Below are 20900 nucleotides of genomic sequence, written 5' to 3' on the forward strand. Positions count from 1 at the left end.
GGAGCCCCCTTCGAGGAGCCCGCCGTGCCCGCGCCCCCAAAGGTTTACTCCTCCTCCGCCGAGGCCGTGGCGGACATCCCCGACGGCGCCGTCATCCTCCTCGGCGGCTTCGGCGGGGTGGGCGTGCCCGAGAACCTCCTCGCCGCCATGGCGGACCACCCGGCGCGTGAGCTGACCGTCGTCTCGAACCACGCCGGGTTCGGGGAGCGGGGCCTGGGCCGCCTCCTGCGCCAGGGCAAGGTGCGCAAGATGATCTGCACCTACGCCTTCCACAAGAGCGCCTTCATCTTCCGGGAGCTCTACATGGCCGGGAAAATCGAGCTCGAGCAAATCCCCCAAGGCACCCTGGCCGAGCGCCTCAGGGCCGCCGGGGCGGGCATCCCCGCCTTCTACACCCCCACGGGCGCGGGCACGCTCGCCGCCGAGGGGAAGGAAATCCGCTCCTTCAACGGCCGCGAGGCCCTGCTGGAGTACGCCCTGCCCGGGGACTTCGCCCTCATCAAGGCCCACACGGCCGACCGGCTGGGGAACCTCGTCTACCGGGGAACGGCCGGGAACTTCAACCCCGTCATGGCGGCGGCGGCGCGGGTGGCCATCGCCGAGGTGGAGCGCATCGTGGAGACGGGAGGCATCCCGCCCGAGCAGGTCCACACGCCCTCCGTGTACGTGGGCCGCGTCGTCCGGGGAGAGAACCTTGACTTTCGCTCGGAGGCTTGAGGCGGCCGCGCTCGGCCCGGACGATATCGCCCGCCGCGTGGCGCGCGAGGTGCCGGACGGCGCGGTGGTGAACCTGGGGATCGGCATCCCCACCCGGGTGGCGAACTTCGTCCCCCCGGAGCGGGGCATCCTCTTCATGGCCGAGAACGGCATCCTGGGCGTGGGGCCCCGGCCGCCCAAGGGCCGGGAGGACCGCGACCTCGTGAACGCCTCACGAGAGCCCATCACCGCGCTGCCGGGCGCGGCCATCTTCGGCCACGCGGACTCCTTCGCCATGATCCGGGGCGGCCACGTGGACATCGCCGTGCTGGGCGCGCTCCAGGTTTCGGCCGGGGGCGACCTCGCCAACTGGACGGTGCCGGGCGCGGGCAAGGGCGGCATCGGCGGCGCGATGGACCTCGCCACCGGCGCGCGCGCCGTCTACGCCATCATGACCCACCTCACCAAGGAGGGGGAGCTGAAGCTCCTGGAGGAGTGCACCTATCCCCTCACCGCGCGCCGGGTGGTGACCAAGCTCTTCACCGACATCGCCTTCATCGAGTTCACGCCCGAGGGGCCCCTCCTCCGGGAAGTGGCGCAGGGCCTCACCGCCGAGGACGTGCAGCGGGCCAGCGCGCCCCGGCTGCGCGTCGCCGAGCCCCTCGGGGCGCTGGCGCGGGAGGAGGGGCCGTGATCCGCGCCGGCGCCGGGCTCTCGGACCTCGCCGCCTCGGGCGAGGCCGTCCGGCGGGCGGTGGCGGAGGCGGCCGGGGAGGCGCGGCTGGACCGGGCGGACCTGCTCTTCCTCTTCGTGACGTCGGATCACCTGCCCCAGTTCCCCGAGGTGGCGCGCGCGGCGGCCCAGGCCTCGGGCGGGGCTCGCATAGTGGGCTGCACCGGCTACGGCGTCCTCACCTCCGAGGGAGAGATCGAGGGCGGCCCCGGCGTCGCCGCCCTCGCCCTGGGCGGGGACGGCGTCGCGGCCGCGCCCTTCCTCTCGGAGGGGCTGAGCGCCGCCCCGCGCGAGTGCGGCCGGGCCATCGGCCGGCAGGCGCGCGGGACGCTGGGCGCGAAGCTGGAGGAGGGCTCGCCGCCCCTGGTCATCCTCCTCCCGGACACCTACAACCTCCGCCCGCGCGAGCTCTTCGAGGGCATCCACGAGGGGCTGGGCCGGCGCGCCGTCATCGTGGGAGGCGGGGCGTCGGAGAACGGCTCGCTCGGCCGCACCTTCCAGTTCCTGGACGGCCGGGTGCACAACAACGCCGTGGCGGGCGCCGTCCTGGCGGGCGGGCAGGCGCGCTTCATCGGCATCTCCCAGGCCTACCAGCCGGTGGGCGACCCCTGGCTGGTGACCCGGGCGAAGGACAACCTCATCTTCGAGATCTCGGGCCGGCCCGCCTTCGAGGTCTTCGCCGAGGCGGCCGGCCCCGAGCTGATGGAGAACCTGCGCGCCGCCGCCTCCCAGGTCTTCGTCGGGATCCCCGGGGACCCGGACCAGGTCTCCCTCGACCACGGCAACTACATCGTGCGGCCCATCGTGGGGGTGGAGCCGGCCAAGGGCATCCTCGCCCTGGCCGAGCCCATCCCCGTGGGCCAGGCGATCACCTTCGCCCGGCGGGACGGCGGGCGCGCCCTGGACGACTTCGAGGCCATGCTCCAGAAAGGGGTGGACCGCTTCGGGCGGGGGAACTTCGACGACGCGGCCGCCTTCGGCCTCTACTTCAACTGCGCCGGGCGGGGCAGCGCCCTCTACGGCTCGCGCGGGGTGGACGCCGCCGCCATCCGCCGGGCGATGTTCGGCCTGCCGGTGGCGGGCTTCTTCACCGGGGCCGAGATCGGCCCGATCGGGGGCCACGACCACCTGCACCAGTTCTCGGGCGTGCTGGTGCTCCTGGGCGAGAACCCGGGGGTGAGATAGGGTAAAAGGAAGGGATGCGAGACGAAGAATTTCCCTCTCCCCTTGGGAGAGGGGAGGGTGAGGGTGCCTTGCCCGTCCGCTTCCCTCACCCCAGCCCTCTCCCGGAGGGAGAGGGAGCGCCCCGCAGGGGCGGCGGCGGAACGCCCCTGCTTATGCATCCGGCGCCGCATCACATTATCCACGATGGGTCATTCACCGGGAGACCTCATGGGCTACAGCACCGGCAACATCATCGTGACGACCGTGCACGTCCTCTCGGCCATCCTCGCGGTCGGGGGCGTGGCCTTCCTGCGCTTCGTGGCGCTGCCCTTCGCCGAGGGGCTGCCCGGGCAGGAGCGCGCCCGCTTCCAGGAGACCCTGCGCAGGCGCTTCACCCCGATCCTGCACGGCTCCTTCACCCTGCTTCTCCTGACCGGCATCCACCACATCACCCGCATCATCCGCTCGGGGCTGGCTTTTTCGCCGGAGCTCATCGCGAAAATTGTCCTCGCCCTCGCCATCATCTTCATCGGGGTGGCCCTCACCCTGCCCTCGGGCATGGAGGGGATGAAGGCCCGGCGCAAGCAGTGGCTCAGCGTGAACCTCGCCCTCGCGCTGATCGTGGTCTTCCTCGGAATCCTGGTGACGCACCGGTAGGGCGCGAAGATGGAAGATGGGGAGCTCGGCGTGGCCATCCGCGAGAACGGCGGGAGAATCCGCGCCTACATCGCGCGGATGATCGGCGCGGACGATGAGGCGGACGACCTCCTCCAGGAAACCTTCGCCCGCGCCCTGGCGGCGAAGGATTCGTTCCAGGGCGAATCGAAGATCTCGACCTGGCTCTACTCCATCGCGACCCACGCCTGCCTGGATTACCTGAAGAGCGCGCGGCGCCGCCGGGTCGATCTCGTCCCCCCCGAGACGCTCATCCGGGTGACGGCGGACGAGGAGGAATCCCCCCACCTCTCCGCCGCCCTCCTCATCGACCAAGCCCGGATGGGCGAGTGCGTCCGGGGCCTCATCGGCGAGCTTCCCCCGGACCAGCGCATGGCGCTCCTCCTGCACGACATCGAGGGAATGAACCTCGCGGGCCTCGCGGATGCTCTCGGCTGTACCGCCGCAACGGCCAAGGTACGGATTCACCGGGCCCGGAAGAGGCTTCGCGCCGTCCTCGAAGAAAACTGCGCCTTCGGCTGCGACGGCCGGGGCGTCTTCGTCTGCGAGCCCAAATCTCCGGATAAAAAACCTCTCGCCTGAGCCGGCCCTCCGACTTTCTTACCCTCCGGTGTAACCCATCCTCCCCCTGCCTCGTCTCAGGGAGCGAGGGGGAGCGTTCCCCCAACCGCCCTCCGGGCGGAAGCGAAACCGCCACCGGCAAGGTGGCTCAATTCAGCGGGAGGAAGACGATGGATACTCGGACGGAGGAATTGGTCGCTATCGGCGCGGCGGTCACGGCGAACTGCGTGCCCTGCCTGCGGCACCACCTCGGGAAGGCCCGGGAAGCGGGAGCGGAGGAGCCGGAGATCCGCTCCGCCGTGCGCGTCGGGCGCTTGGTCCGAAAAGGCGCCGCGAGCGCCTGGGACAAGGAGGCGGCGGCGCTCCTGGGGCCGGCCGAGGCGGCCGCCCCCGCCAGCCAGGGAGAAAACGCCAAAGGCTGCGGCTGCTCCTGAGCATCGGCAAAGGGACAGGCTCGGGACAGGCTCACGCCCGAGCCTGTCCCTTTGCATGAACCTGCGCGAAATTGGCGCGATTTGCGGTAAACGGCTTTCCTCCTCCCGGGCCTATATTGTCACCCGGCGGCGCCGGGCCGCGAGGGGCGGCGCGCCCGGAGGAGGCGTCCCACGGACAAGGGAGGGGCGGAAATCACGGGGAGTTTGGCCGGATTTCCGGCGTTTTCCGGGAAATTACGGGGAATTCCGCCTTTTTTTTACGGCTTCGCGTCCTGCCACACCCCGAGCGGAGTGCCCTCGGGGTCGGCGATCATGGCGTAGAAGCCGACTTCCCCGACCGGGGTCTTTCCCATGAGCACCCGCCCGCCCCCCGCCTCGACCCGCCGGAGGGTCTCCTCCAGGGAACCCACGCTGATGGAGATGTGGACGCCGCCCGGCCCCTGGGGGCTGGGGCGGTAGAAGCCGCCGTTGATGCCGCCCGGGACGGTGGGGAGGCCGCGCGCGTCGGTCGGGACGGTGGAAATGAGGTGGTAGTCCATCCCCGGCACTTCGTCGATTCGCCAGCCGAAGGCGCCCTCGTAGAAGGGCTTGAGGCGGGCCATGTCCCTCGCCGGGAGCTGGAAGTGGTGAACCGGGTCCATCGAAGGCCTCCAGGGCGGAAAAGAACGGCTGGACGGAAGGCGATTCTCCCATCCGGCCATCTACAAACCGGTGGGAGCGACCTGTAGTTTTTTCACCCCCTCCTCCAGGGCGTCCAGGGCTTGATCGATCTGCCTCTCGGTGTGGGTGGCCATGAGGGTGGCCCGCAGGCGGCTCGTGCCCTCGGGGACGGTGGGGGGCCGGATGGCGAGGAGGAAGACCCCCGCCCGGAGCATGTGCTCGGCCAGCTCGACCGCCTTCCGCGCCTCCCCCACCACGACGGGGAAGATGGGGACTTCCACCCCTTCGGACGGATCGGGCGCGGCGAAGCCGATGCGGCGAAGCCCCGCGCGGAAGCGGGCGCAGAGGGCCTTGAGGCGGGCGCGGCGGCGGGCGCCCTCCTCCCCGAGCGAGAGCTGGAGCGCGGCCCGGGCGGCGGCCACGGCGGGGGGCGGGAGCGCGGTCGAGTAGATGTAGGGCCGGGCGCGGTTCACGAGGTAGTCCACGGTCTCCCCGTCCGCCGCGGCGAAGGCGCCGTAGGAGGCGAGGGCCTTGCCGAGGGTGCCCATCGCGACGCCGACCCTGCGCTGGAGGCCGAAGTGGGCGGCGGCGCCCCGCCCCTCGGGGCCCAGGACGCCGGTGGCGTGAGCCTCGTCCACGATGAGGAGCGCCCCGTGGGCTTTGGCCAGCTCGGCGAGGGCAGGCAAGGGCGCGAGGTCGCCGTCCATGCTGAAGACCCCGTCCACGGCGATGATCTTCCGGCGCGCGCCGCGCGCCTCCCGGAGCGCCCTCTCCAGGGCGTCCATGTCGTTGTGGGGGAAGACCCGCGTCCCGGCCCGGCTGAGGCGGCAGCCGTCGATGATGCTCGCGTGGTTCAGGGCGTCGCTGAAAACGGCGTCCCCCGGCCCCGCCAGGGCGGAGAGGAGGCCCAGGTTCGCCAGGAAGCCCGAGCCGAAGAGCAGCGCCGCTTCCTTCTCCTTCAGGGCGGCGAGGGCGGCGGCGAGCGCGGCGTGGGGCTCCATGTGGCCCGAGATGAGTGGGCTCGCGGCGGCCGAGGCGCCCCAGCGCCGGGCGGCGTCGGCGGCCGCCTGGACGAGGGCCGGGTGGTCGGCCAGCCCGAGGTAGTTGTTGCTGGCGAGGAGGATGACCTCCCGCCCCTCGTGGCGCACGACGGGGCCCTGCCGGCCGTCCACCGCGCGGAGGCTGCGGCGGTGGCCCCGGGCGGAGAGGGCTTCCAGCTCCTCCCGGAGGGAGGCGCGCCAGCCGGGCTCGGGGGGGAACGGGAGGGAGCCGGTCTCGCTCATGCCACCCATTGTAGAAGGGGGGCGAAGGGGCGGAAAGGGGGGCCCCTTGATCGGCCGGGGAAGCGGGATGGGTAGCGGCGGCGGCGCGGCATGGAAATCCGGAATTGGCGGAAAACGCTTGCAAATCAAAGGAACGTTGCTATGATGCCGGACTCCAAAGGGGATGGAGTCCCCCTTATAATCGCCCCGTCCGGGCTGATGACTCCTGTCGCCAGAGAGAAGCTGCGGCAGGGGTCGAAAGTCAGGTGCCGGCTGCCCCGCCGCAAGGCGGGTTTTTTGTTTCGGGCGCTCAGCCCCTTCGCGAAAAAAGGAAATCGCCCCATGCAGGAAATGTTCACCATCTCGGCAATCTGGCTCGCCCTGGCCGTGATCTCCGCCATCCTCGCCAGCCACGTGCGCATTTCGATGGCGCTGGTGGAAATCTGCGTCGGCGTCGCCGCGGCGGCGGTGGCCGAGCGGCTCTGGGGCGCCGGCGCCCTGGCGGCCGACCTCGATTGGCTGAAGTACATCGCGTCGGCCGGGGCGGTTCTGCTGACGTTCCTGGCGGGCGCGGAGCTCGATCCTTCCACGCTGAAGGTCAAATTGAAGGAAGTGTCCGTCGTCGGCCTGGTCGGTTTTCTCGCTCCTTTCCTGGGCTGCGCGGCCGTGGCCAAGTACGCCCTGGGATGGAGCACTCCGTCGAGCTGGCTCGCCGGGGTGGCCCTCTCGACGACCTCGATGGCTGTCGTCTACGCGGTGATGCTGGAAACCGGCTTCAACAAGACGGAGTTCGGCAAGGGAATCTTGGGGGCTTGCTTCATCAACGACCTGGGGACCGTCATCGCCCTTGGGCTCTTGTTCGCTCCGTTCACGCACCGCACTGTCATATTCATCGCGGCCAGCGTCGTTACCATCGCCCTTCTGCCTTTTCTCACATCGAAGCTCACCGAGCTGTACGGGAACAAGACCGCCGCCATCCGCACCAAATGGATACTTCTGGTTCTCTTCGGCCTGGGGGCTCTGGCGCTATGGGCGGGCAGCGAGGCGGTTCTTCCGGCCTACATCGCGGGCATGGTGCTGGCCGGAAGCGTCGGCCGCGACGCCTTCTTCATCCGGCGCCTGCGCACCCTGACCATCGGCTTCCTCACGCCGTTCTACTTTATCCGGGCGGGCTCGCTGGTTTCCCTGACGGCGCTGTCCTCCGCGCCGTTCATCTTCGCGGCTCTCTTGACGGGCAAGGTCCTCTCCAAGATCTTCGGCCTCTACCCCATCATCGGGATTTTCCGCCGGGACGGAAAAGAGCGCTGGTACTACACCCTCTTGATGTCCACCGGCCTGACTTTCGGGACGATTTCCGCCCTCTTCGGCCTGGCGCATGGGATCGTTTCCCAGGAGCAGTACTCGTATCTGGTGGCCGTGGTCATCGCGAGCGCCGTGATTCCCACGATGATCGCCAACTTCGCCTTCATGCCGCGCCATCTGCTCCCAGAAACGCCGGCCATGGCGGAAGAGACATCGCACTAGGGGAGATGGTGCCCGAGGGCATGGCGACGCTGGAGCGGGTGCGCATCCTCTTCTACCGGACCCACCGGGGGGACGGGGACTAGCCTCTCTTCGGAGGCCATCGCCCGGGCGGCTCATCAGGCGAGGTCGCGCTTCTCCGCGTCCTGCTCGAGCTCCCAGAGGGGCCGGGGCATCTCGTTCTCCCAGGGCGAGGGCATGGGGCGCTCGAGCTCCTCGGCCAGGTCGTCCTTCAGCTCGGGCTTCTTCCGGTAGGTCTCCGGCCCGATGCGCCGGAGCCAGCGGCGGGCGGCGTGGTTCTTGGGGTCGAAGTCCCTCGGGAAGTAGAACATGGCGCTTCCTCCCGGCCCGGATGCCCGCTAGGCGGAGGGGCTGCGCGTCCCGTCGAAGGACGCGGCGGGTCAGGCCGTCACTCTTTATGTACGGCAGGACGAGCGGGAGCTTCAGTGACGGGCGACACGGAACGCCTATTTCTCAGTTTGACGCGGTTCGCCGCGCTGGCCGGAAAGGGCCGCGCCTCCTATACTCTTCGGCCCACGCCCCGCTCACGAGGAGATCACCCGATGGCCGACCGCGCCGACTTCCGCTCCTACTACCGCGCCGCGAACGCTGTGAGCCTGCTCACCGATCGGGAGAAAACCCTTATAGGGCTTTCCGTCGCCATCGTGCGCAACTGCCAGCCCTGAGTGGACCGCCGCCTGGCGGACGCCGGGAAGGCGGGCATCGGGGAGGACGTGCTGGATGCGGCGTTCGATCTGGTCGCCGCCGTCATGGGCGGCATCGCCCAGAGCATGAACCAGCGCTATAAGGAGGCCCGGAAAAAAGAGTAGCTCGAAGCAAAGAGAGAGGTGAGCCCGCCGCGGAGGGCTCGCAGGAGAATTCGCCGTGAACTTACGCTATTGCCGCGCGGCTCGCCCGCGCCAGTATCCCGGGCGGCGGTGATGGTGGGCTGCCGCGACGAAGTATATGCGGTCGTCCCGGACGCGGCAAATGATGTTGCAGGGAAAAGCGGAAATGCGCCGTTTTCGAAACCCGCCCGCGAGCGGCGAACCTGCTTCGGGATCAGCGGAGATCCTCTCCGCCGCCCCTTCCACCGCCTCGAGGAACCGGAGGCCGAGCCCCTCGAGGTGCGCCTCATAGAAACCCCTCGCTTCCCTTATTTCCTCCCGGGCTTCCGGGTGGAAAATCGTTTCCTTCACGGCCGCTCGCGCTTGGCCCGCAACTCGGCGAAGACCTCCTGAGCGGGAATTCCCTGCGCGACGCCCTCCCGCAGTTCTTGAAAGCGCCGCTCCGCCTCGGCGAGCCAGAGCTTTTCAATCTCTTCCGGAGATTCCGCGGCCTCCTCCAAGCTGTCCAACAGGCGCACCGCCAGCCGGGCACGGTCCCCGGCGGGCAAACCCATGGCCTCTTTCTCGATATCCGGAAAGGAATGCGCCATATTGCCCCTCCTCTTGCATGAAAATAGCATGAGCGCCCGCATTCGGCGAATGCTTGAAAATCAGGGGCGCTCATTCCCTTGCGCCTATCGCCAGGCCATCGGGATTTTCTGGCAGAAACCTATCTGAGGTCCGCCCGGACGACGAAGTCCTGCCGGGTGAGGGACTCAATCAGGCGGCCCGGGTCGAAGTCCCGGGGGACGGACATCTCGATCTGCAGGTGGACCACCCCGGTCTCGGGGTGCTTGCGGACCTCCATGCTGCGGGCGTTGCACCGCTGCTTGGAGAGAAGATCCTCGATCTGCTGCACCACCTCCTCGTTCTCCTGGCGGACCTGGATCTCCAGCCGCCGGAACCGCATGCGGACGATGAAGCGCCGCTCCACAGATTTCAGCACGGTCAGGGAGACGAGCAGGATGGCCGTCGCGGCGGCGGCCTCGATGTGGAGCCGGGCGCCGACGGCGAGGCCGATGCCCGCGCTGGTCCAGATGCTGGCGGCCGTGGTGATCCCCCGGACGGAGGCCCCCATCCGCAGGATGGCCCCGGCTCCCAGGAAGCCGATGCCGCTCACCACCTGGGCGGCGATGCGCCCCGGGTCGTACCCCTCGCCCGCGACCCGGGCGGACACCACCATGATCAGGGCCGAGCCCAGGCAGAGGATGATGTGGGTGCGGAGGCCCGCCGGCTGGTTGTTGCGCTCGCGCTCGAGGCCGATCAGCGCCCCGAGGAAAGCCGCCTCCAGGAGGAGGAGAACGGTCTCGAGCTGCGGGCCCAACGCTATTTCACGCCCGAGGGCTTCGGACGCGCCTTCCGCTTCTGGATCTCCTGCTTCACCTGCTCGGGCGACTTTCCGTTCAGCGGGATGCCGTACACCTCGCCCACGCGGGTGTGCTGATCCATCAGGCGCATGAAGGCCAAGCCGGTGACCTCGGCCAGGACCATCTCGCAGGTGCTGAAGATGGTGCAGCCCTCGACGAGGTGCCCGCCGAAGCAGGTGGCCTCCGGGCGCCCGAGCGAGATGGTGACGTGGGCGTGGAGGTAGGGATCGCCGCTCTCCGTCTGGGTGATGTTGCCGCTCATCTGGAGGAGCTCGAGGGGGCCGTTCACGGGCGTGAAGATGCGGCAATCGTCCGTGATCGGGAAGGGGTCGGGGAACTTCCAGACGTTGCGCAGGACGGCCTTCTGGAGGCTCGCCGCGGCGCTCATGATCACGCCCGCCTTCACGCCCTTCTCCCGGCAGATCTTGAGGGTCGTCCCGTAGAGATCGTCGCCGGGGGCCATCCGGATGCAGAGGACCCGCCCGACGCCGCCCTCGGCCACGTCGTAGCGGGGCTTGCGGGTCTTCCAGTCGGTGTTGTCGAAGATCGCCGCCTTCTTGGCCATTCCCGCTCTTCTCCTCTGGAGTCGGTTTTTTCTTCTCGGCCCCAGCGGCATGACAACCCCCGCAGGAGGCGTCTCAATCTGAGCATTGTAATGCCGAACGCCCGGCCTGCAAATCGCCCCGGCTATCCCGCCGCGAAGCGCGCCTCGCCCCCCGTCACTGTGCAGACAATCCGGATCTCCGGATGAAAGAGGGCCTCCGCCGAGAGCGCGACCCCTGGGGGGGGCTCCGCCACGGCGAAGTCGGCGGCCCCCCCCTCTCGGAGCTGCCCCGCCCCCTCCCCCGCCAGGCCCAGCGCCTCCGCCCCGGCCAGGGTGCAGAGCCGGAGGAGCTCCTCCGGCCCGAATCCCGCGTTCCGCAGGGCGGCCGCCTCCGCCAGCAGGGAGCCAGAAGGGTTGCTGGCCCGGCTGTCGGTGCCGAGGCAGAGCCCGAGGCCGGCCCGGCGCATCCCGGCGGCGTCGGCGAAGGGATGGCCGAAGAAGCGGGCCGAGCCGGGGCACAGGCACACCCTCACTCCCGCGCGCCGCAGCCGCTCCCACTCGGCGGGGCTGGTCTGGTTGCAGTGGACGGCCAGGCGGAGGCCATCGAGGGCGCCCGCCCGGTCCAGGTACTTCACCGGGGAGCATCCGGGCGGATGGAAGCGTTCGGCGGGGCTCCCCAATTCACTGTGCATGCGGGCAAAATCCCCTCCTCCCTCCCGGAGGAAGCGCGCCTCCTCCGGGCTCTCGGCCAGGTGGGTGGCCGCCGGGCGGCCGCTCGCCCGGCAGGCCTCGAGGACCGCCCGGTAGAGCTCCGGCGAGGTGGTGTAGGGGGCATGGGGGCTCAGCCCCGCCGCCGGCTGGCCCGGCAGGCCCGGCAGCACCCCCCGGTAGGCGTGGGCGCCCCCCAGGGATGCCAGCTTCCGCGCCAGGATCTCCTCCGCTTGGACGCCGTCCAGGCCGAGCACCTCGTGGAAGACGACCCCCCGCAGGCCCGCGTCCGCGATGGCGGTGGGGCTCTCGCCCGAGGCGGTCACGTCCCCCACGCAGGTCACGCCCGCCGCGAGGGTGCCCGCCGCGCCCATCTTCGCCGAGGCGAGGAAGAGAGAGGAGGACCAGGCGCGCGTCTCGCGGACCAGGGCCACGATCCAGTCCGCCATCGGGGCGGGGGAAAGCCGGAGCCCCGCCAGCTCGAGGTGGGTGTGGGCGTCCACGAGGCCAGGGATGAGGATGGCGCGCCCGAAGTCGTGCCGGAAAGGCTTGGGGACGCAGGGGAGGAGTTCCTCCGCCGGTCCCAGGGCGGCGACGCGTCCGGCGTCCGTCAGGAGCGCGCCCCGGCGGATGGGCGGGGCGCCCACGGGGAGCACCAGATCGGCCGCCCAGACGGCGGCCGCGCCCGTCAGGGCGGGGAGGCTGGATCGGCCCTCCAAGGAGCCGTTCGCGCCGTTCGAGCCCTTCATGCGGGCCCCCGGGGATCTCCGGCGGCTGGGGAGATCAAATCAGCTCGTAGAAGAAGTTGCGGCGGCGGGGCTCGAACCCCGCGGCGCGGGCCATGCGGTGGAGGTCGGTCTCGTTCATGCAGTAGACCGTGCCGGCGGCGCTCACGACGTTCTCCTCGAGCATGGTGGAGCCCATGTCGTTCGCCCCGTAGTGGAGGGAGAGCTCCCCCACCTTCTTCCCCTGGGTTACCCAGGAGGACTGCACGTTGTCGAAGTTGTCCAGGTAGAGCCGGCTGATGGCCAGCATGCGGAGGTACTCGCTGCTGCCCACCGTCGGCGCCCGCAGGGTGGCCGAGCCGTCGTTCTGGAAGGTCCAGCAGATGAAGGCGGTGAAACCCCCCGTCTCGTCCTGGAGCCGGCGGAGGCGGTCGAGGTGCTCGATGCGCTCCTCGGGCGTCTCGACGTGGCCGAACATCATGGTGGCGGTGGAGCGCACCCCCAGCCGGTGCGCCGCGCGCATGACGGCGAGCCATCCATCGGCGTCCACCTTGAGGCGGGCGATCTTGCGCCGCACCCGGTCCACCAGGATCTCGCCCCCTCCGCCCGGGATGGAGTCGAGGCCCGCCTCCCGGAGGCGGGAGATGACGATCTCGTAGGGCATGTCCTCGAGCTTCGAGATGTGGTGGATCTCGGGGGGGCTCAGGGCGTGCAGGTGGAGGCCGGAGAACTCGGACTTCATCCAGCGGAAGAGGTCCTCGTACCAGCCGATGCGCAGATCGGGGTGATGGCCGCCCTGGAGGAGGACCTGCCTTCCCCCGGCGGCGTAGAGGGCCCGGAGCTTCTCCCGGATCTGGTCCCGGGTGAGGACGTAGGACTCGGGGTGCTCCCCCGGCGGCCGGTAGAAGGCGCAGAAGGTGCAGTAGACGTCACAGACGTTGGTGTAGTTGATGTTGCGGTCGACGCAGTAGGTGACGAAGCCCTCGGGGTGCTTGCGGGCCCGCACCTCGTCGGCCCCCGCCCCCAGGGCCGTCAAATCATTTCCCTCGAGGAGGGCCAGCCCCTCCTCGTAGGAGAGGCGCTCCCCGGCGGCGGCTTTCTCGATGGCGCCGTAGAAGGCGGAGGTGGCGGTGGGCATGGGACCAGTCCTCGGTGCGCAGGCCCGGCGATCCGAAGCCGGGGGGAAAATGAATTTTAAAGGATAAGAGCCGCGCCCCGCCACGACGCCCGGCGAATCAAGGGGAGGCGGCTGGGACCCGGCCGGCCAGCGCCTCCTCCCGCTCCACGTCGAGCAGGCGGGTCTTCCGCTTCAGGAAGAGCACCGAGAGATAGAACGCCAGGGCCGAGAGGAACAAGGCGGCCCACATGGGCTCGAGAACAAGCCTCCCCTCCTCGATGAAGTCGCTGACGATCTCCAGGAGGGTCATGATGGCGGCGAGACCGAAAATCCGCTTGTACTCCCGCCGCACCGCCTTGCGCCAGGAGAAGGGAACGTCCGGCTTCACCCATCCCGAGAGCCGGGGGACGATGAGGGGAGCGCGCTCCGTCCAGCGCAGGTACTCCTCCCCGAACTGGCCGGCCAGGAATTCCTCCTCGCCGAGGATGAGCCGCTCGTAGTAGAGCCAGAAGGCGAAGATGAAGATCGCCGCCACCGGCAACGACATGGGGAACAAGAACACCCCCAGCGCCAGCAGGAAATTGCCGAGGTAGAGGGGGTTGCGGCAGAGGGAATACATGCCAGTGGTCTTCAGGCTTCCCTCCCAGAGGCGGGCGGTGCTCTCGCCCACGTACGAGGACCCCTTGGGGGAGTAGCCCATGACCAGGAAGCGGATGAGCAGGCCCGTCCCAGAGACAACCAGGCACAAAATCTCCCAGAGCATGTCGTAAAACTCGGAACCGCCGGGGTAGTGGTAGTTCCAGAAGCCCATCACCATGACCGGGGTCATCAGCAGGGGCAGATAGCCCCTCCAGCGGTACATCCGGGCGCCCTGGCGGGCGAGCTCCGTCCGCAGCATGCCTTCAAACCTCCCCGCGGCCTCAGCCTTCCACGACAGAAGTGCAAAACCAGCGCGGGATTATGACGCTTTCCCTTCCCTTCCGCCAGTTTCCGTCCCTCGGGCCCAGGCCGTTGACAGAAAACGCAAATAGAAGACATATTTGTCCTATTAGAGAGCGCATTCCCATCGGCCAGGACCGGAGGGGGCGGGAGATGGAGGAGCCAGGCGGCGCTTACCGGATCGTGAAGTCGGGCTGCTTCCTCTGCCACGGCGGGTGCGGGATCATCGTCCACGTCCGGGGGGGCCGGGCCATCCGGGTGGAGGGGGACCCGGATCATCCCAACAGCCGGGGCTACTTGTGCGTGAAGGGCCAGGCCGGGATCGAGCTCCTCTACCACAAGGAGCGCCTCCTCCACCCCCTGAGGCGGGCCGGGGCGCGCGGCGAGGGAAAGTGGGAGCGCATCTCCTGGGACGAGGCCCTCGACACCTGCGCGGCGGAGCTCCAGAAGGTCATCGACCGGCACGGCCCGCTCGCCGTCACCGGCGGGGACGGCACCAAGGCGGACGAGGTGGCCTGGATCGTCGATCTCTTCCTCCTCAACCTGGGCAGCACCAACCGCACCGGGCCGGGCCGCGCCCAGTGCATGCTCCCCCGCCGGGCCGCCTCGAACGCCACCTTCGGGAACTACTACTCCCCCGACTACGAGGGCGACCCCAAGCTCATCGTGCTCTGGGGCGACCAGCCCGAGATCACGAATCACAACTCCATCCTCGGCTACAAGATGATCGAGAAAAGCCGGCAAGGGGCCAAGCTCATCGTCATCGACCCCCGCCGCACCGCCGCCGCCCGGCGGGCGGACATCTGGCTTCCCATCCGCCCCGGGACCGACGCGGCCCTCGCCCTCAGCATGATGCACGTCATGATCGAGGAGAACCTCTACGACCGCGAGTTCGTCGAGAAGTGGACGAACGCGCCCCTCCTGGTGGATGTGCAGAGCGGCGACCTCCTCCGCGGCGCGGGAGGCGGTTATCTGGCCTGGGACAAGGAGAAGCTCCTCGCCGTGCCGGGCGATTTGCCGGGCGCCCAGCCCGCCCTGTGCGGCGCCTTCGACGTCGGGGGCCGGGTCTGCAAGACCGTGTGGCAGCTCCTGAAGGAGCGCTGCGCCGAGTACACGCCCCCCAAGGCCGCCGCCATCACCTGGCTCGATCCCGGCGACATCGTCCGGGCTGCCCGGCTCTACGCGGCGACCAAGCCGGCCGCGCTCGCGTGGGGCGTCGGGCTCGACATGTGCGTCAACGCCCACCAGAACGGCCGGGCCTGCACCCTCCTCGAATGCCTCACCGGCAACGTGGACGTCCCGGGCGGCAACATGCACCCTGTTCCCTCGCACAAGGGCTGCCGCACCTTCACCGACGCCTTCGGCGAGACCCTCCCCCGGGAGGCCTACGTCAAACAGCTCGGCGCGGAGCGCTTCCGGCTCTGCGCGGGGCCCACCACCATGCGCTACGCGAACAACCCGGCCGTCCTCAAGGCCATCCTGACCGGGGAGCCCTACCCGGTCCGCGCCTGGGTGGCCGTCGGCGGCAACCCCCTCCTCACCTGGAGCAACGCCAAGGAGGTCTACCGCGCCCTGATGAAGCTCGACTTCTTCATGGGGGTGGACCTCTTCATGAACCCCTCGCTCCAGCTCGCGGACATCGTGCTCCCGGCGCCCACGCACTTCGAGAAGGAGCGCCTGATGGAGACGCACGGGTACGGGCCCTTCGGCAACGTGCGCTGCGTGAGGGCGGTGGAGCCCCTGGGCGAGGTGCGGGACGAGTTCGAGGTGTGCGGGGACATCCTCCGGCGGATGGGCATGGACCGGAACTGGCCCTGGCGCACCGTGGTGGACTTCTACGACGAGCGGCTGCGCGAGGCGGGGATGACCTGGCGCGAGGCGGTGGAGGCGGGCGGCGCCTTCGACCGCGTCGCCTACCGCAAGCACGAGACCGGGCACTACCGCCAGGGAGGGGGCTTCCCCACCGCGACCGGGAAGGCCGAGCTCTGGAGCACCGTCTGGCGCCGGAACGGCTACGACCCGCTCCCGGACTACACCGAGGTGCCCGAGAGCCCCTACAGCGACCCCGGGCTCATGGAAAAATATCCCTTCGTCGTCATCACGGGAGGCCGGCTGCCCGGCTACTTCCACTCCCAGCAGCGCCAGGTCGAGACGCTCCGCCGCCTCCACCCCGACCCCCAGACTCAGATTCACCCGGAGGCGGCGGCCCGGCTCGGGATCCGGAACGGCGACTGGGTGTGCGTCGAGTCCCCGCGCGGCCGGTGCGTCCAGCGCGCCCGGCTCTTCGCCGGCATGGATCCGCGCCTCGTCCACGTCGAGCACGGCTGGTGGTTCCCCGAGGAGGAGGGGGCCGTGCCCCACCTCTACGGGGCCTTCCGCTCGAACGCGAACACCCTCACCCCGAACGCCGACCCCTTCCTCGACCCCGCCTTCGGGGGCTACACCCTGCGCGGCTTCGCGGGCCGGGTCTACAAGGTGAGCGAGGAGGAGGCCCAGCGCATCGGCTGGGAGGAGGCCCTCGAGGCGCGGATGGGGGTTTCCTGAGCGGGAAGAGGCCTACCGGCCCGGCACGTGCAAGAGGCGGGTTCCTTTCTTTAGGAACATGCAGGCCAGATAGAAGGCCAGGCTGAACCCGAAGAACGCCCTCCATTCCGGCTCGAACGTGAAGCGCCCCTCCAGAATGGTGTCGCCGACAACCTCGAAGGCCGTCATGATGGCGGCTACGGCGAAGAAGCTCGTGTATTCGCGCCGCAGGATGGTGCGCCACGAGAAGGAAAGCGCCGGCCTCCGCCAAGCCCGGAAGCGCGGGACGATGGCCGGCGTGCGGTCCGCCCACCTAAGGTAGCTCTCGCCGAACTTCCCGTGGAGGAATTCCTCCTCCCGCATGATGATCCGCTCGTAATAGAGAAAGAACGTGAGCACATAGAGGGTTTGGACCACGAAGGAGTGCAGGAACAGAAGCACCCCAAAACCCATCAGGAAGTTTCCGAGATAGAGGGGATTGCGGCAAAGGGAGTACATGCCGGCCGTGTTAAGCTCCGCGGCTTTCTGCCCGCTGGTGATGCGGCCGGAGGTCCCCCGCGGGGCGTACCCCGCCACGAGCCCCCGGACCGCCAATCCACAGAACGCGATGGCGAAACACATTCCCTCAAGGATTTCGTCCAGGAGGGGCGAATCCAGCGGAAAGCGAAACGACAGGAGGTCCGCCGCGACGGGAGGCACCAGCAGGAGAGGAATGTAGCTCCTCCACCGGAATAGCCAGTCCCCCTGGCGCGCCAAGCTATCCCGGAGCAATCTCGGACTCCTCATGGCGGCATCTCTGCCCATCGCCCGGAAACGGATTATACGTCCGATCTCCTCATTCCCTGGATTTTTCGCGCTGGCGCTCAGAACCAAAACGGAGCCATCCCCGGGCCGGGCCCGGAGAACCGCGTCCGGGGCGGCATTCGGGGCGGCCCCCTACTCCTTCAGGCCGCTCAGGGCGATGCCGCGCACGAAGGCGCGCTGGAAGAGCAGGAAGACGAGCGCGGTGGGGATCATGCCTATCACCGCCGCCGCCATGATCTCGTGGTAGGCGGCCGAGTCGATGCCCTCCATCTGGGCGAGGCCCAGGGGGAAGGTCTTGAGGGTGTCCCGGGCGGCCACGATGAAGGGCCACAGGAACTGGTCCCAGTTGTCGCGGAAGGTGAGCAGCGCCAGCGCGCCCAGCGCCGGCTTGCAGTTGGGCAGGATGATGCGCCAGAAGATGCCGAACTCGCCGCAGCCGTCGAGGCGGGCGGCCTCGATGAGGGACTCCGGCAGGTCCTTGATGTACTGGCGCATGAGGAAGATGCCGAAGGCGTCCACCGCCAGGGGGACGATGAGCCCGCCGTAGTTGTTCACCAGGCCGAACTGGCGCGCCACGAGGTAGGTGGGGACCAGGATGATCTCGAGCGGCAGCATCATGGTGCTCAGGATGAGGCGGAAGCTCGCCTCCCGGTAGGGGAAGCGGAACTTCGCCAGGCCGTAGCCCGCCATGCTGCAGAAGACGAGGTTGCCCGCCATCACCGCCAGGGCCACCACCGCGCTGTTGTAAAAGTAGGTGCCGAAGGCCCCGTGGGAGAGAGCGTTCGGGTAGTTCTGCCACTGGGGCACCTCCGGCAGCCATGCGACCGGGAGATTGAAGACCTCGCTCCCGGTCTTGAGGGAGGAGCTGAACATCCAGAAGTAGGGCAGGAGCATGAGCCCGACCCCCGCCACCGTCAGGAGGGTCAGGAGCTTTCCGCCCCAGCGCAGCGCCGCCTTCTTGCTCATTCCACTCCCCCCCGGCGCAGGAGCCTGAGCTGGATGAGCGTCAGGCCGAAGACGAAGGCGAAGAGCACCATCGAGGCGGCGGCGGCCTCCCCCATCCGGTAGTAGGCGAACCCGGTGTCGTAGATGAAGTAGGGCAGCACCCGGGTGGTGCCGTTGGGGCCGCCCTCGGTCATCACCAGGGGGTTCAGGAAGACCTTCACCGCCGAGAGGAGGGACATCACCATCACGAAGAGGATGGTGGGCATGAGGAGCGGGAGGGTCACGTGGATGAAGCGCTGGAAGGGCCCCGCGCCGTCGATGGAGGCGGCCTCGTAGTACTCCTTGGGGATGGACTGGAGCCCGGCGAGGTAGATGACCCCGAAGAGCGGGATGCCGCGCCAGACGCCGATGGCGATGAGGGCGGGCAGCGCCGTCTCCTCGGTGGAGAGCCAGTTGACGCGGCCGATCCCGATGTAGCCGAGCAGGGTGTTCACGAGGCCGAGCGGGTTGTACATAAACTTCCACACCATGGCCACCACGATCTGGGACATCGCGATCGGGAAGAAATAGGCCAGGCGGATGAGGGAGCGGCCGGGCATCTGGCGGTTCAGCAGGAGGGCCAGGCCCAGCGCGAGGAACCACTCGGGGATGGAGACCCCGAACATGTACTTGGCCGAGACCCAGAAGGACTGGTGGAAGAGGGGGTTCTCCCAGATGGCCCGGTAGTTCTCCAGTCCCGCGAAGGTGGGCGGGCTCATGAGGTCGTACCGGAAAAAGCTCAGCCGGGCCGCCTCGAGCATCGGGTAAAGCTTGAAGGTGACGAGGTGCAGCAGGGCGGGCAGCACGAACAGGAAACCCGCCCACCGGAGGCGGGTCCGGAGGGTGAGCCTGCCCTCCCAGACCCGCCCCCGACGGAGCCGATCGAGCCATTCGCCTCTCGGCCGGGCCGGTGCGGCCTGCGCCGGTGAATCCGCCATCCGGAGGCTCCGCCTAGTTCCTGGCCAGCGCCCGGTCGATGTCCGTGCAGGCCTGGTCCAGGGACTTCTTCGGGTCCTCTTTCTTCAGCACCACGCGCTCCATCGCCCGGTGCATGGCGTCCGAGATCTCGATGAAGTGGGGCGAGCGCGTGACGAAGACGCCCGTCCTGATGTCGCCGACGAAGACGTCGAGGTAGCGGGTCTTCCGGGCCTCCTCCATCCCGGGCAGCTCGAGGAAGTTCGCGCTCGGGAAGGGATAGGAGGTCTTGTCGTACCACTGCTTGGGGTTGGTCATGACGTGCTTGATCAGGTCGTGCACCGCCTTCTGCTTCGCCTCGGAGATGTGGGGATTGATGGCGAGGGCGAAGCCGTACACGATGCTGACGGGCTTCTGGGGGTTCACCTGAGGGAAGGGCACCACCTTGATGTGCTCCATCACCTTGGGGCCGAACTGCGCCACGCTGCCCGCGTGGGTGATGAACATCGAGACCCGGCCCTTGGGCACGTCGTCGGCCGGGAGCGCGTTCGTGCCGACGCTCACGGTGGGGTCGGAGATCTTGTACTTGTGCGCGTACATGGAGCGCACCTGCATGGCCTTGACGCCCGCCGCGCTGTTGGCCGTGCACTTCTTGCCGGCGGCGTCCAGGATGCTCCCGCCGTGCTGGCGGATGAGGGCCTCCATGTACCACATGGTCCAGGCCGAGGAGTGCATGGCGAAGTCGAAGGCCTCGCGGGTGATGGTGCTGCCCTGGCGCTTCACGAGCTTCGGGCCGACCTTGGCGATGTCCTCCCACGTCCTTGGGTAGTCCTTGTCGGCGTCGAGCCCCGCCTCCTTGAAGTGGTTCTTGTTGATGTAGAGGCTGAAGACGGAGGCGATGGGCGGCACGGCGTAGAGCTTGCCCTCGTGGATGTAGCCGTCGAGCGAGCCCGGCAGGAAGGCCTTCTTCATGTCCTCCAGGTCCTTGTAGCCCAGCCACTCCGGCCGGACGGGGGCGAGGACCTTCTTCGTCGTGAAGCTCGGGAGGAGCGTGTCGATGACCGTGAACATGTCGGCCGCGGACTTGGTGGAGAGCGCCGCGGAGAGCTTCTTGAAGTAGGGGGTCATCGCGAAGAACTCGTACTGCACTTGGCGGCCGGGGTTCTTCTTGTTCCACTCCGCCACCAGCTCCTTGGAGTAGTTGTTGTGGGGCGGGTTGCTGTGCTCCCACCAGGTGATGCTCTGCGCCTGGGCCGGGCCCGCGGCCAGCGCGAGCGCCGCCGCCGAGAACAGGCATGCCGTGAGGAACCGCCGCATGGACTTTCCTCCTCCTCCTGGACCAACCGGACCGAACGGCCCATCCCCCTGCTGCGGATGGGGCCGCGAAAGCACGTCGCCCGCGAAAGGGCCGCCGCCGGCGTGCGCCCCCGCACGCGGTTGATGACTGGGATGTGTGTGACGCGACGGGCGCATTATAGCGGTTCCGCGGCGCCCGGCAAGTTTCGGCCGCATTTCCGCGAGGCCTCATTTGCGCGATGCGCCGGTAATGTGGACGGCGGACCGGCATGTGAGACAAAGGACGGCTTCCTCTTCTTTCTCCGGCGCCTCCCTCCTCCCTTGAACAACCGCGAAAAGTTGTCTAGGTTGTGCCGGTTCACGAATTTTTCGGGCGGAGGGCGAGG

The 20900-nt window shown here is 68.9% G+C and carries 23 protein-coding genes; 9 read left to right on the forward strand and 14 right to left on the reverse strand.

Features of this window, described 5'->3' with window-relative positions:
- Positions 1 to 24: 24 nt before the first annotated feature.
- The 6 genes from HYZ11_17100 to HYZ11_17125 all read left to right on the forward strand — a co-directional run bounded on the left by HYZ11_17100 (position 25) and on the right by HYZ11_17125 (position 4262).
- Positions 25 to 717 (forward strand): 3-oxoacid CoA-transferase subunit A, encoded by a 693-nt coding sequence (locus tag HYZ11_17100; GenBank protein ID MBI3129329.1) that lies wholly within the window; start codon positions 25 to 27, stop codon positions 715 to 717.
- Complete coding sequence (locus tag HYZ11_17105; GenBank protein MBI3129330.1) at positions 695 to 1390, forward strand: 3-oxoacid CoA-transferase subunit B; 696 nt, start codon at positions 695 to 697, stop codon at positions 1388 to 1390. Before HYZ11_17100 ends, HYZ11_17105 begins: the two co-directional genes overlap by 23 nt.
- Positions 1387 to 2613: an FIST C-terminal domain-containing protein gene (locus HYZ11_17110; protein ID MBI3129331.1), complete on the forward strand. Its 1227-nt coding sequence runs from the start codon at positions 1387 to 1389 to the stop codon at positions 2611 to 2613. Before HYZ11_17105 ends, HYZ11_17110 begins: the two co-directional genes overlap by 4 nt.
- A gap of 207 nt (positions 2614 to 2820) precedes the next feature.
- Complete coding sequence (locus tag HYZ11_17115) at positions 2821 to 3249, forward strand: hypothetical protein (protein ID MBI3129332.1); 429 nt, start codon at positions 2821 to 2823, stop codon at positions 3247 to 3249.
- 30 nt (positions 3250 to 3279) lie between these two features.
- The gene (locus tag HYZ11_17120) at positions 3280 to 3849 is read left to right on the forward strand and encodes an RNA polymerase sigma factor (GenBank protein MBI3129333.1); all 570 of its coding nucleotides are present in this window, start codon (positions 3280 to 3282) and stop codon (positions 3847 to 3849) included.
- A gap of 149 nt (positions 3850 to 3998) precedes the next feature.
- Positions 3999 to 4262 carry a carboxymuconolactone decarboxylase family protein gene (locus HYZ11_17125; GenBank protein MBI3129334.1) on the forward strand — a complete coding sequence of 88 codons (264 nt, stop codon included), beginning with the start codon at positions 3999 to 4001 and terminating at the stop codon, positions 4260 to 4262.
- A gap of 257 nt (positions 4263 to 4519) precedes the next feature.
- On the opposite strand, the gene HYZ11_17130 is transcribed toward HYZ11_17125, so the two are convergent.
- Both HYZ11_17130 and bioF read right to left on the reverse strand, forming a co-directional pair.
- Positions 4520 to 4903: a VOC family protein gene (locus tag HYZ11_17130; GenBank protein ID MBI3129335.1), complete on the reverse strand. Its 384-nt coding sequence runs from the start codon at positions 4901 to 4903 to the stop codon at positions 4520 to 4522.
- 60 nt (positions 4904 to 4963) lie between these two features.
- Entirely contained in the window at positions 4964 to 6205 is a 1242-nt protein-coding gene (gene bioF / locus HYZ11_17135) for an 8-amino-7-oxononanoate synthase (protein MBI3129336.1), read from the reverse strand.
- 321 nt (positions 6206 to 6526) lie between these two features.
- Here bioF and HYZ11_17140 point away from each other — a divergent pair, with 321 nt between their 5' ends.
- Positions 6527 to 7708: a cation:proton antiporter gene (locus tag HYZ11_17140; GenBank protein ID MBI3129337.1), complete on the forward strand. Its 1182-nt coding sequence runs from the start codon at positions 6527 to 6529 to the stop codon at positions 7706 to 7708.
- Between the two features lie 116 nt (positions 7709 to 7824).
- Here HYZ11_17140 and HYZ11_17145 read toward each other — a convergent pair whose 3' ends face one another.
- Positions 7825 to 8037 carry a hypothetical protein gene (locus HYZ11_17145; protein ID MBI3129338.1) on the reverse strand — a complete coding sequence of 71 codons (213 nt, stop codon included), beginning with the start codon at positions 8035 to 8037 and terminating at the stop codon, positions 7825 to 7827.
- Positions 8038 to 8391: 354 nt separating this feature from the next.
- Between HYZ11_17145 and HYZ11_17150 the strand changes: the two genes are divergently transcribed.
- A complete protein-coding gene (locus HYZ11_17150; protein ID MBI3129339.1) occupies positions 8392 to 8535 on the forward strand; it encodes a hypothetical protein in 144 nt (47 codons plus the stop codon).
- Positions 8536 to 8601: 66 nt separating this feature from the next.
- On the opposite strand, the gene HYZ11_17155 is transcribed toward HYZ11_17150, so the two are convergent.
- The 7 genes from HYZ11_17155 to HYZ11_17185 form a co-directional block, all read right to left on the reverse strand.
- Positions 8602 to 8904 carry a type II toxin-antitoxin system RelE/ParE family toxin gene (locus HYZ11_17155; GenBank protein MBI3129340.1) on the reverse strand — a complete coding sequence of 101 codons (303 nt, stop codon included), beginning with the start codon at positions 8902 to 8904 and terminating at the stop codon, positions 8602 to 8604.
- Complete coding sequence (locus HYZ11_17160; protein MBI3129341.1) at positions 8901 to 9143, reverse strand: addiction module protein; 243 nt, start codon at positions 9141 to 9143, stop codon at positions 8901 to 8903. Before HYZ11_17160 ends, HYZ11_17155 begins: the two co-directional genes overlap by 4 nt.
- A gap of 119 nt (positions 9144 to 9262) precedes the next feature.
- The gene (locus HYZ11_17165; protein MBI3129342.1) at positions 9263 to 9916 is read right to left on the reverse strand and encodes an MgtC/SapB family protein; all 654 of its coding nucleotides are present in this window, start codon (positions 9914 to 9916) and stop codon (positions 9263 to 9265) included.
- 2 nt (positions 9917 to 9918) lie between these two features.
- Complete coding sequence (locus HYZ11_17170) at positions 9919 to 10524, reverse strand: DNA-binding protein (GenBank protein ID MBI3129343.1); 606 nt, start codon at positions 10522 to 10524, stop codon at positions 9919 to 9921.
- Positions 10525 to 10646: 122 nt separating this feature from the next.
- Positions 10647 to 11960 carry an amidohydrolase family protein gene (locus tag HYZ11_17175; GenBank protein ID MBI3129344.1) on the reverse strand — a complete coding sequence of 438 codons (1314 nt, stop codon included), beginning with the start codon at positions 11958 to 11960 and terminating at the stop codon, positions 10647 to 10649.
- 34 nt (positions 11961 to 11994) lie between these two features.
- Positions 11995 to 13074, reverse strand: coding sequence for a dehypoxanthine futalosine cyclase (mqnC, locus tag HYZ11_17180; protein ID MBI3129345.1), 1080 nt, complete (start codon positions 13072 to 13074; stop codon positions 11995 to 11997).
- A 97-nt stretch (positions 13075 to 13171) separates the two neighbouring features.
- Complete coding sequence (locus tag HYZ11_17185; protein ID MBI3129346.1) at positions 13172 to 13951, reverse strand: hypothetical protein; 780 nt, start codon at positions 13949 to 13951, stop codon at positions 13172 to 13174.
- Between the two features lie 194 nt (positions 13952 to 14145).
- Between HYZ11_17185 and HYZ11_17190 the strand changes: the two genes are divergently transcribed.
- Positions 14146 to 16536 carry a molybdopterin-dependent oxidoreductase gene (locus HYZ11_17190; protein ID MBI3129347.1) on the forward strand — a complete coding sequence of 797 codons (2391 nt, stop codon included), beginning with the start codon at positions 14146 to 14148 and terminating at the stop codon, positions 16534 to 16536.
- 12 nt (positions 16537 to 16548) lie between these two features.
- Here HYZ11_17190 and HYZ11_17195 read toward each other — a convergent pair whose 3' ends face one another.
- The 4 genes from HYZ11_17195 to HYZ11_17210 form a co-directional block, all read right to left on the reverse strand.
- Positions 16549 to 17286 carry a hypothetical protein gene (locus HYZ11_17195; protein ID MBI3129348.1) on the reverse strand — a complete coding sequence of 246 codons (738 nt, stop codon included), beginning with the start codon at positions 17284 to 17286 and terminating at the stop codon, positions 16549 to 16551.
- A gap of 165 nt (positions 17287 to 17451) precedes the next feature.
- The gene (locus HYZ11_17200) at positions 17452 to 18285 is read right to left on the reverse strand and encodes a carbohydrate ABC transporter permease (GenBank protein MBI3129349.1); all 834 of its coding nucleotides are present in this window, start codon (positions 18283 to 18285) and stop codon (positions 17452 to 17454) included.
- Positions 18282 to 19241, reverse strand: a complete 960-nt coding sequence (locus HYZ11_17205; protein MBI3129350.1) for a sugar ABC transporter permease — start codon at positions 19239 to 19241, stop codon at positions 18282 to 18284. Before HYZ11_17205 ends, HYZ11_17200 begins: the two co-directional genes overlap by 4 nt.
- A gap of 13 nt (positions 19242 to 19254) precedes the next feature.
- Positions 19255 to 20535: an extracellular solute-binding protein gene (locus HYZ11_17210; protein ID MBI3129351.1), complete on the reverse strand. Its 1281-nt coding sequence runs from the start codon at positions 20533 to 20535 to the stop codon at positions 19255 to 19257.
- Positions 20536 to 20900 lie beyond the last annotated feature (365 nt).

It is taken from the genome of Candidatus Tectomicrobia bacterium, assembly GCA_016192135.1.
GTDB lineage: Bacteria > UBA8248 > UBA8248 > UBA8248 > UBA8248 > 2-12-FULL-69-37.

Bases quoted from the DNA above. Each gene is read 5' to 3' on its own strand.
- HYZ11_17115 (MBI3129332.1), top strand. From the start codon at position 2,821: ATGGGCTACAGCACCGGCAACATCATCGTGACGACCGTGCACGTCCTC.
- HYZ11_17125 (MBI3129334.1), top strand. From the start codon at position 3,999: ATGGATACTCGGACGGAGGAATTGGTCGCTATCGGCGCGGCGGTCACG.
- HYZ11_17130 (MBI3129335.1), bottom strand. From the start codon at position 4,903: ATGGACCCGGTTCACCACTTCCAGCTCCCGGCGAGGGACATGGCCCGC.
- bioF (MBI3129336.1), bottom strand. From the start codon at position 6,205: ATGAGCGAGACCGGCTCCCTCCCGTTCCCCCCCGAGCCCGGCTGGCGC.
- HYZ11_17140 (MBI3129337.1), top strand. From the start codon at position 6,527: ATGCAGGAAATGTTCACCATCTCGGCAATCTGGCTCGCCCTGGCCGTG.
- HYZ11_17145 (MBI3129338.1), bottom strand. From the start codon at position 8,037: ATGTTCTACTTCCCGAGGGACTTCGACCCCAAGAACCACGCCGCCCGC.
- HYZ11_17160 (MBI3129341.1), bottom strand. From the start codon at position 9,143: ATGGCGCATTCCTTTCCGGATATCGAGAAAGAGGCCATGGGTTTGCCC.
- HYZ11_17170 (MBI3129343.1), bottom strand. From the start codon at position 10,524: ATGGCCAAGAAGGCGGCGATCTTCGACAACACCGACTGGAAGACCCGC.
- HYZ11_17175 (MBI3129344.1), bottom strand. From the start codon at position 11,960: ATGAAGGGCTCGAACGGCGCGAACGGCTCCTTGGAGGGCCGATCCAGC.
- mqnC (MBI3129345.1), bottom strand. From the start codon at position 13,074: ATGCCCACCGCCACCTCCGCCTTCTACGGCGCCATCGAGAAAGCCGCC.
- HYZ11_17185 (MBI3129346.1), bottom strand. From the start codon at position 13,951: ATGCTGCGGACGGAGCTCGCCCGCCAGGGCGCCCGGATGTACCGCTGG.
- HYZ11_17190 (MBI3129347.1), top strand. From the start codon at position 14,146: ATGGAGGAGCCAGGCGGCGCTTACCGGATCGTGAAGTCGGGCTGCTTC.
- HYZ11_17200 (MBI3129349.1), bottom strand. From the start codon at position 18,285: ATGAGCAAGAAGGCGGCGCTGCGCTGGGGCGGAAAGCTCCTGACCCTC.
- HYZ11_17205 (MBI3129350.1), bottom strand. From the start codon at position 19,241: ATGGCGGATTCACCGGCGCAGGCCGCACCGGCCCGGCCGAGAGGCGAA.
- HYZ11_17210 (MBI3129351.1), bottom strand. From the start codon at position 20,535: ATGCGGCGGTTCCTCACGGCATGCCTGTTCTCGGCGGCGGCGCTCGCG.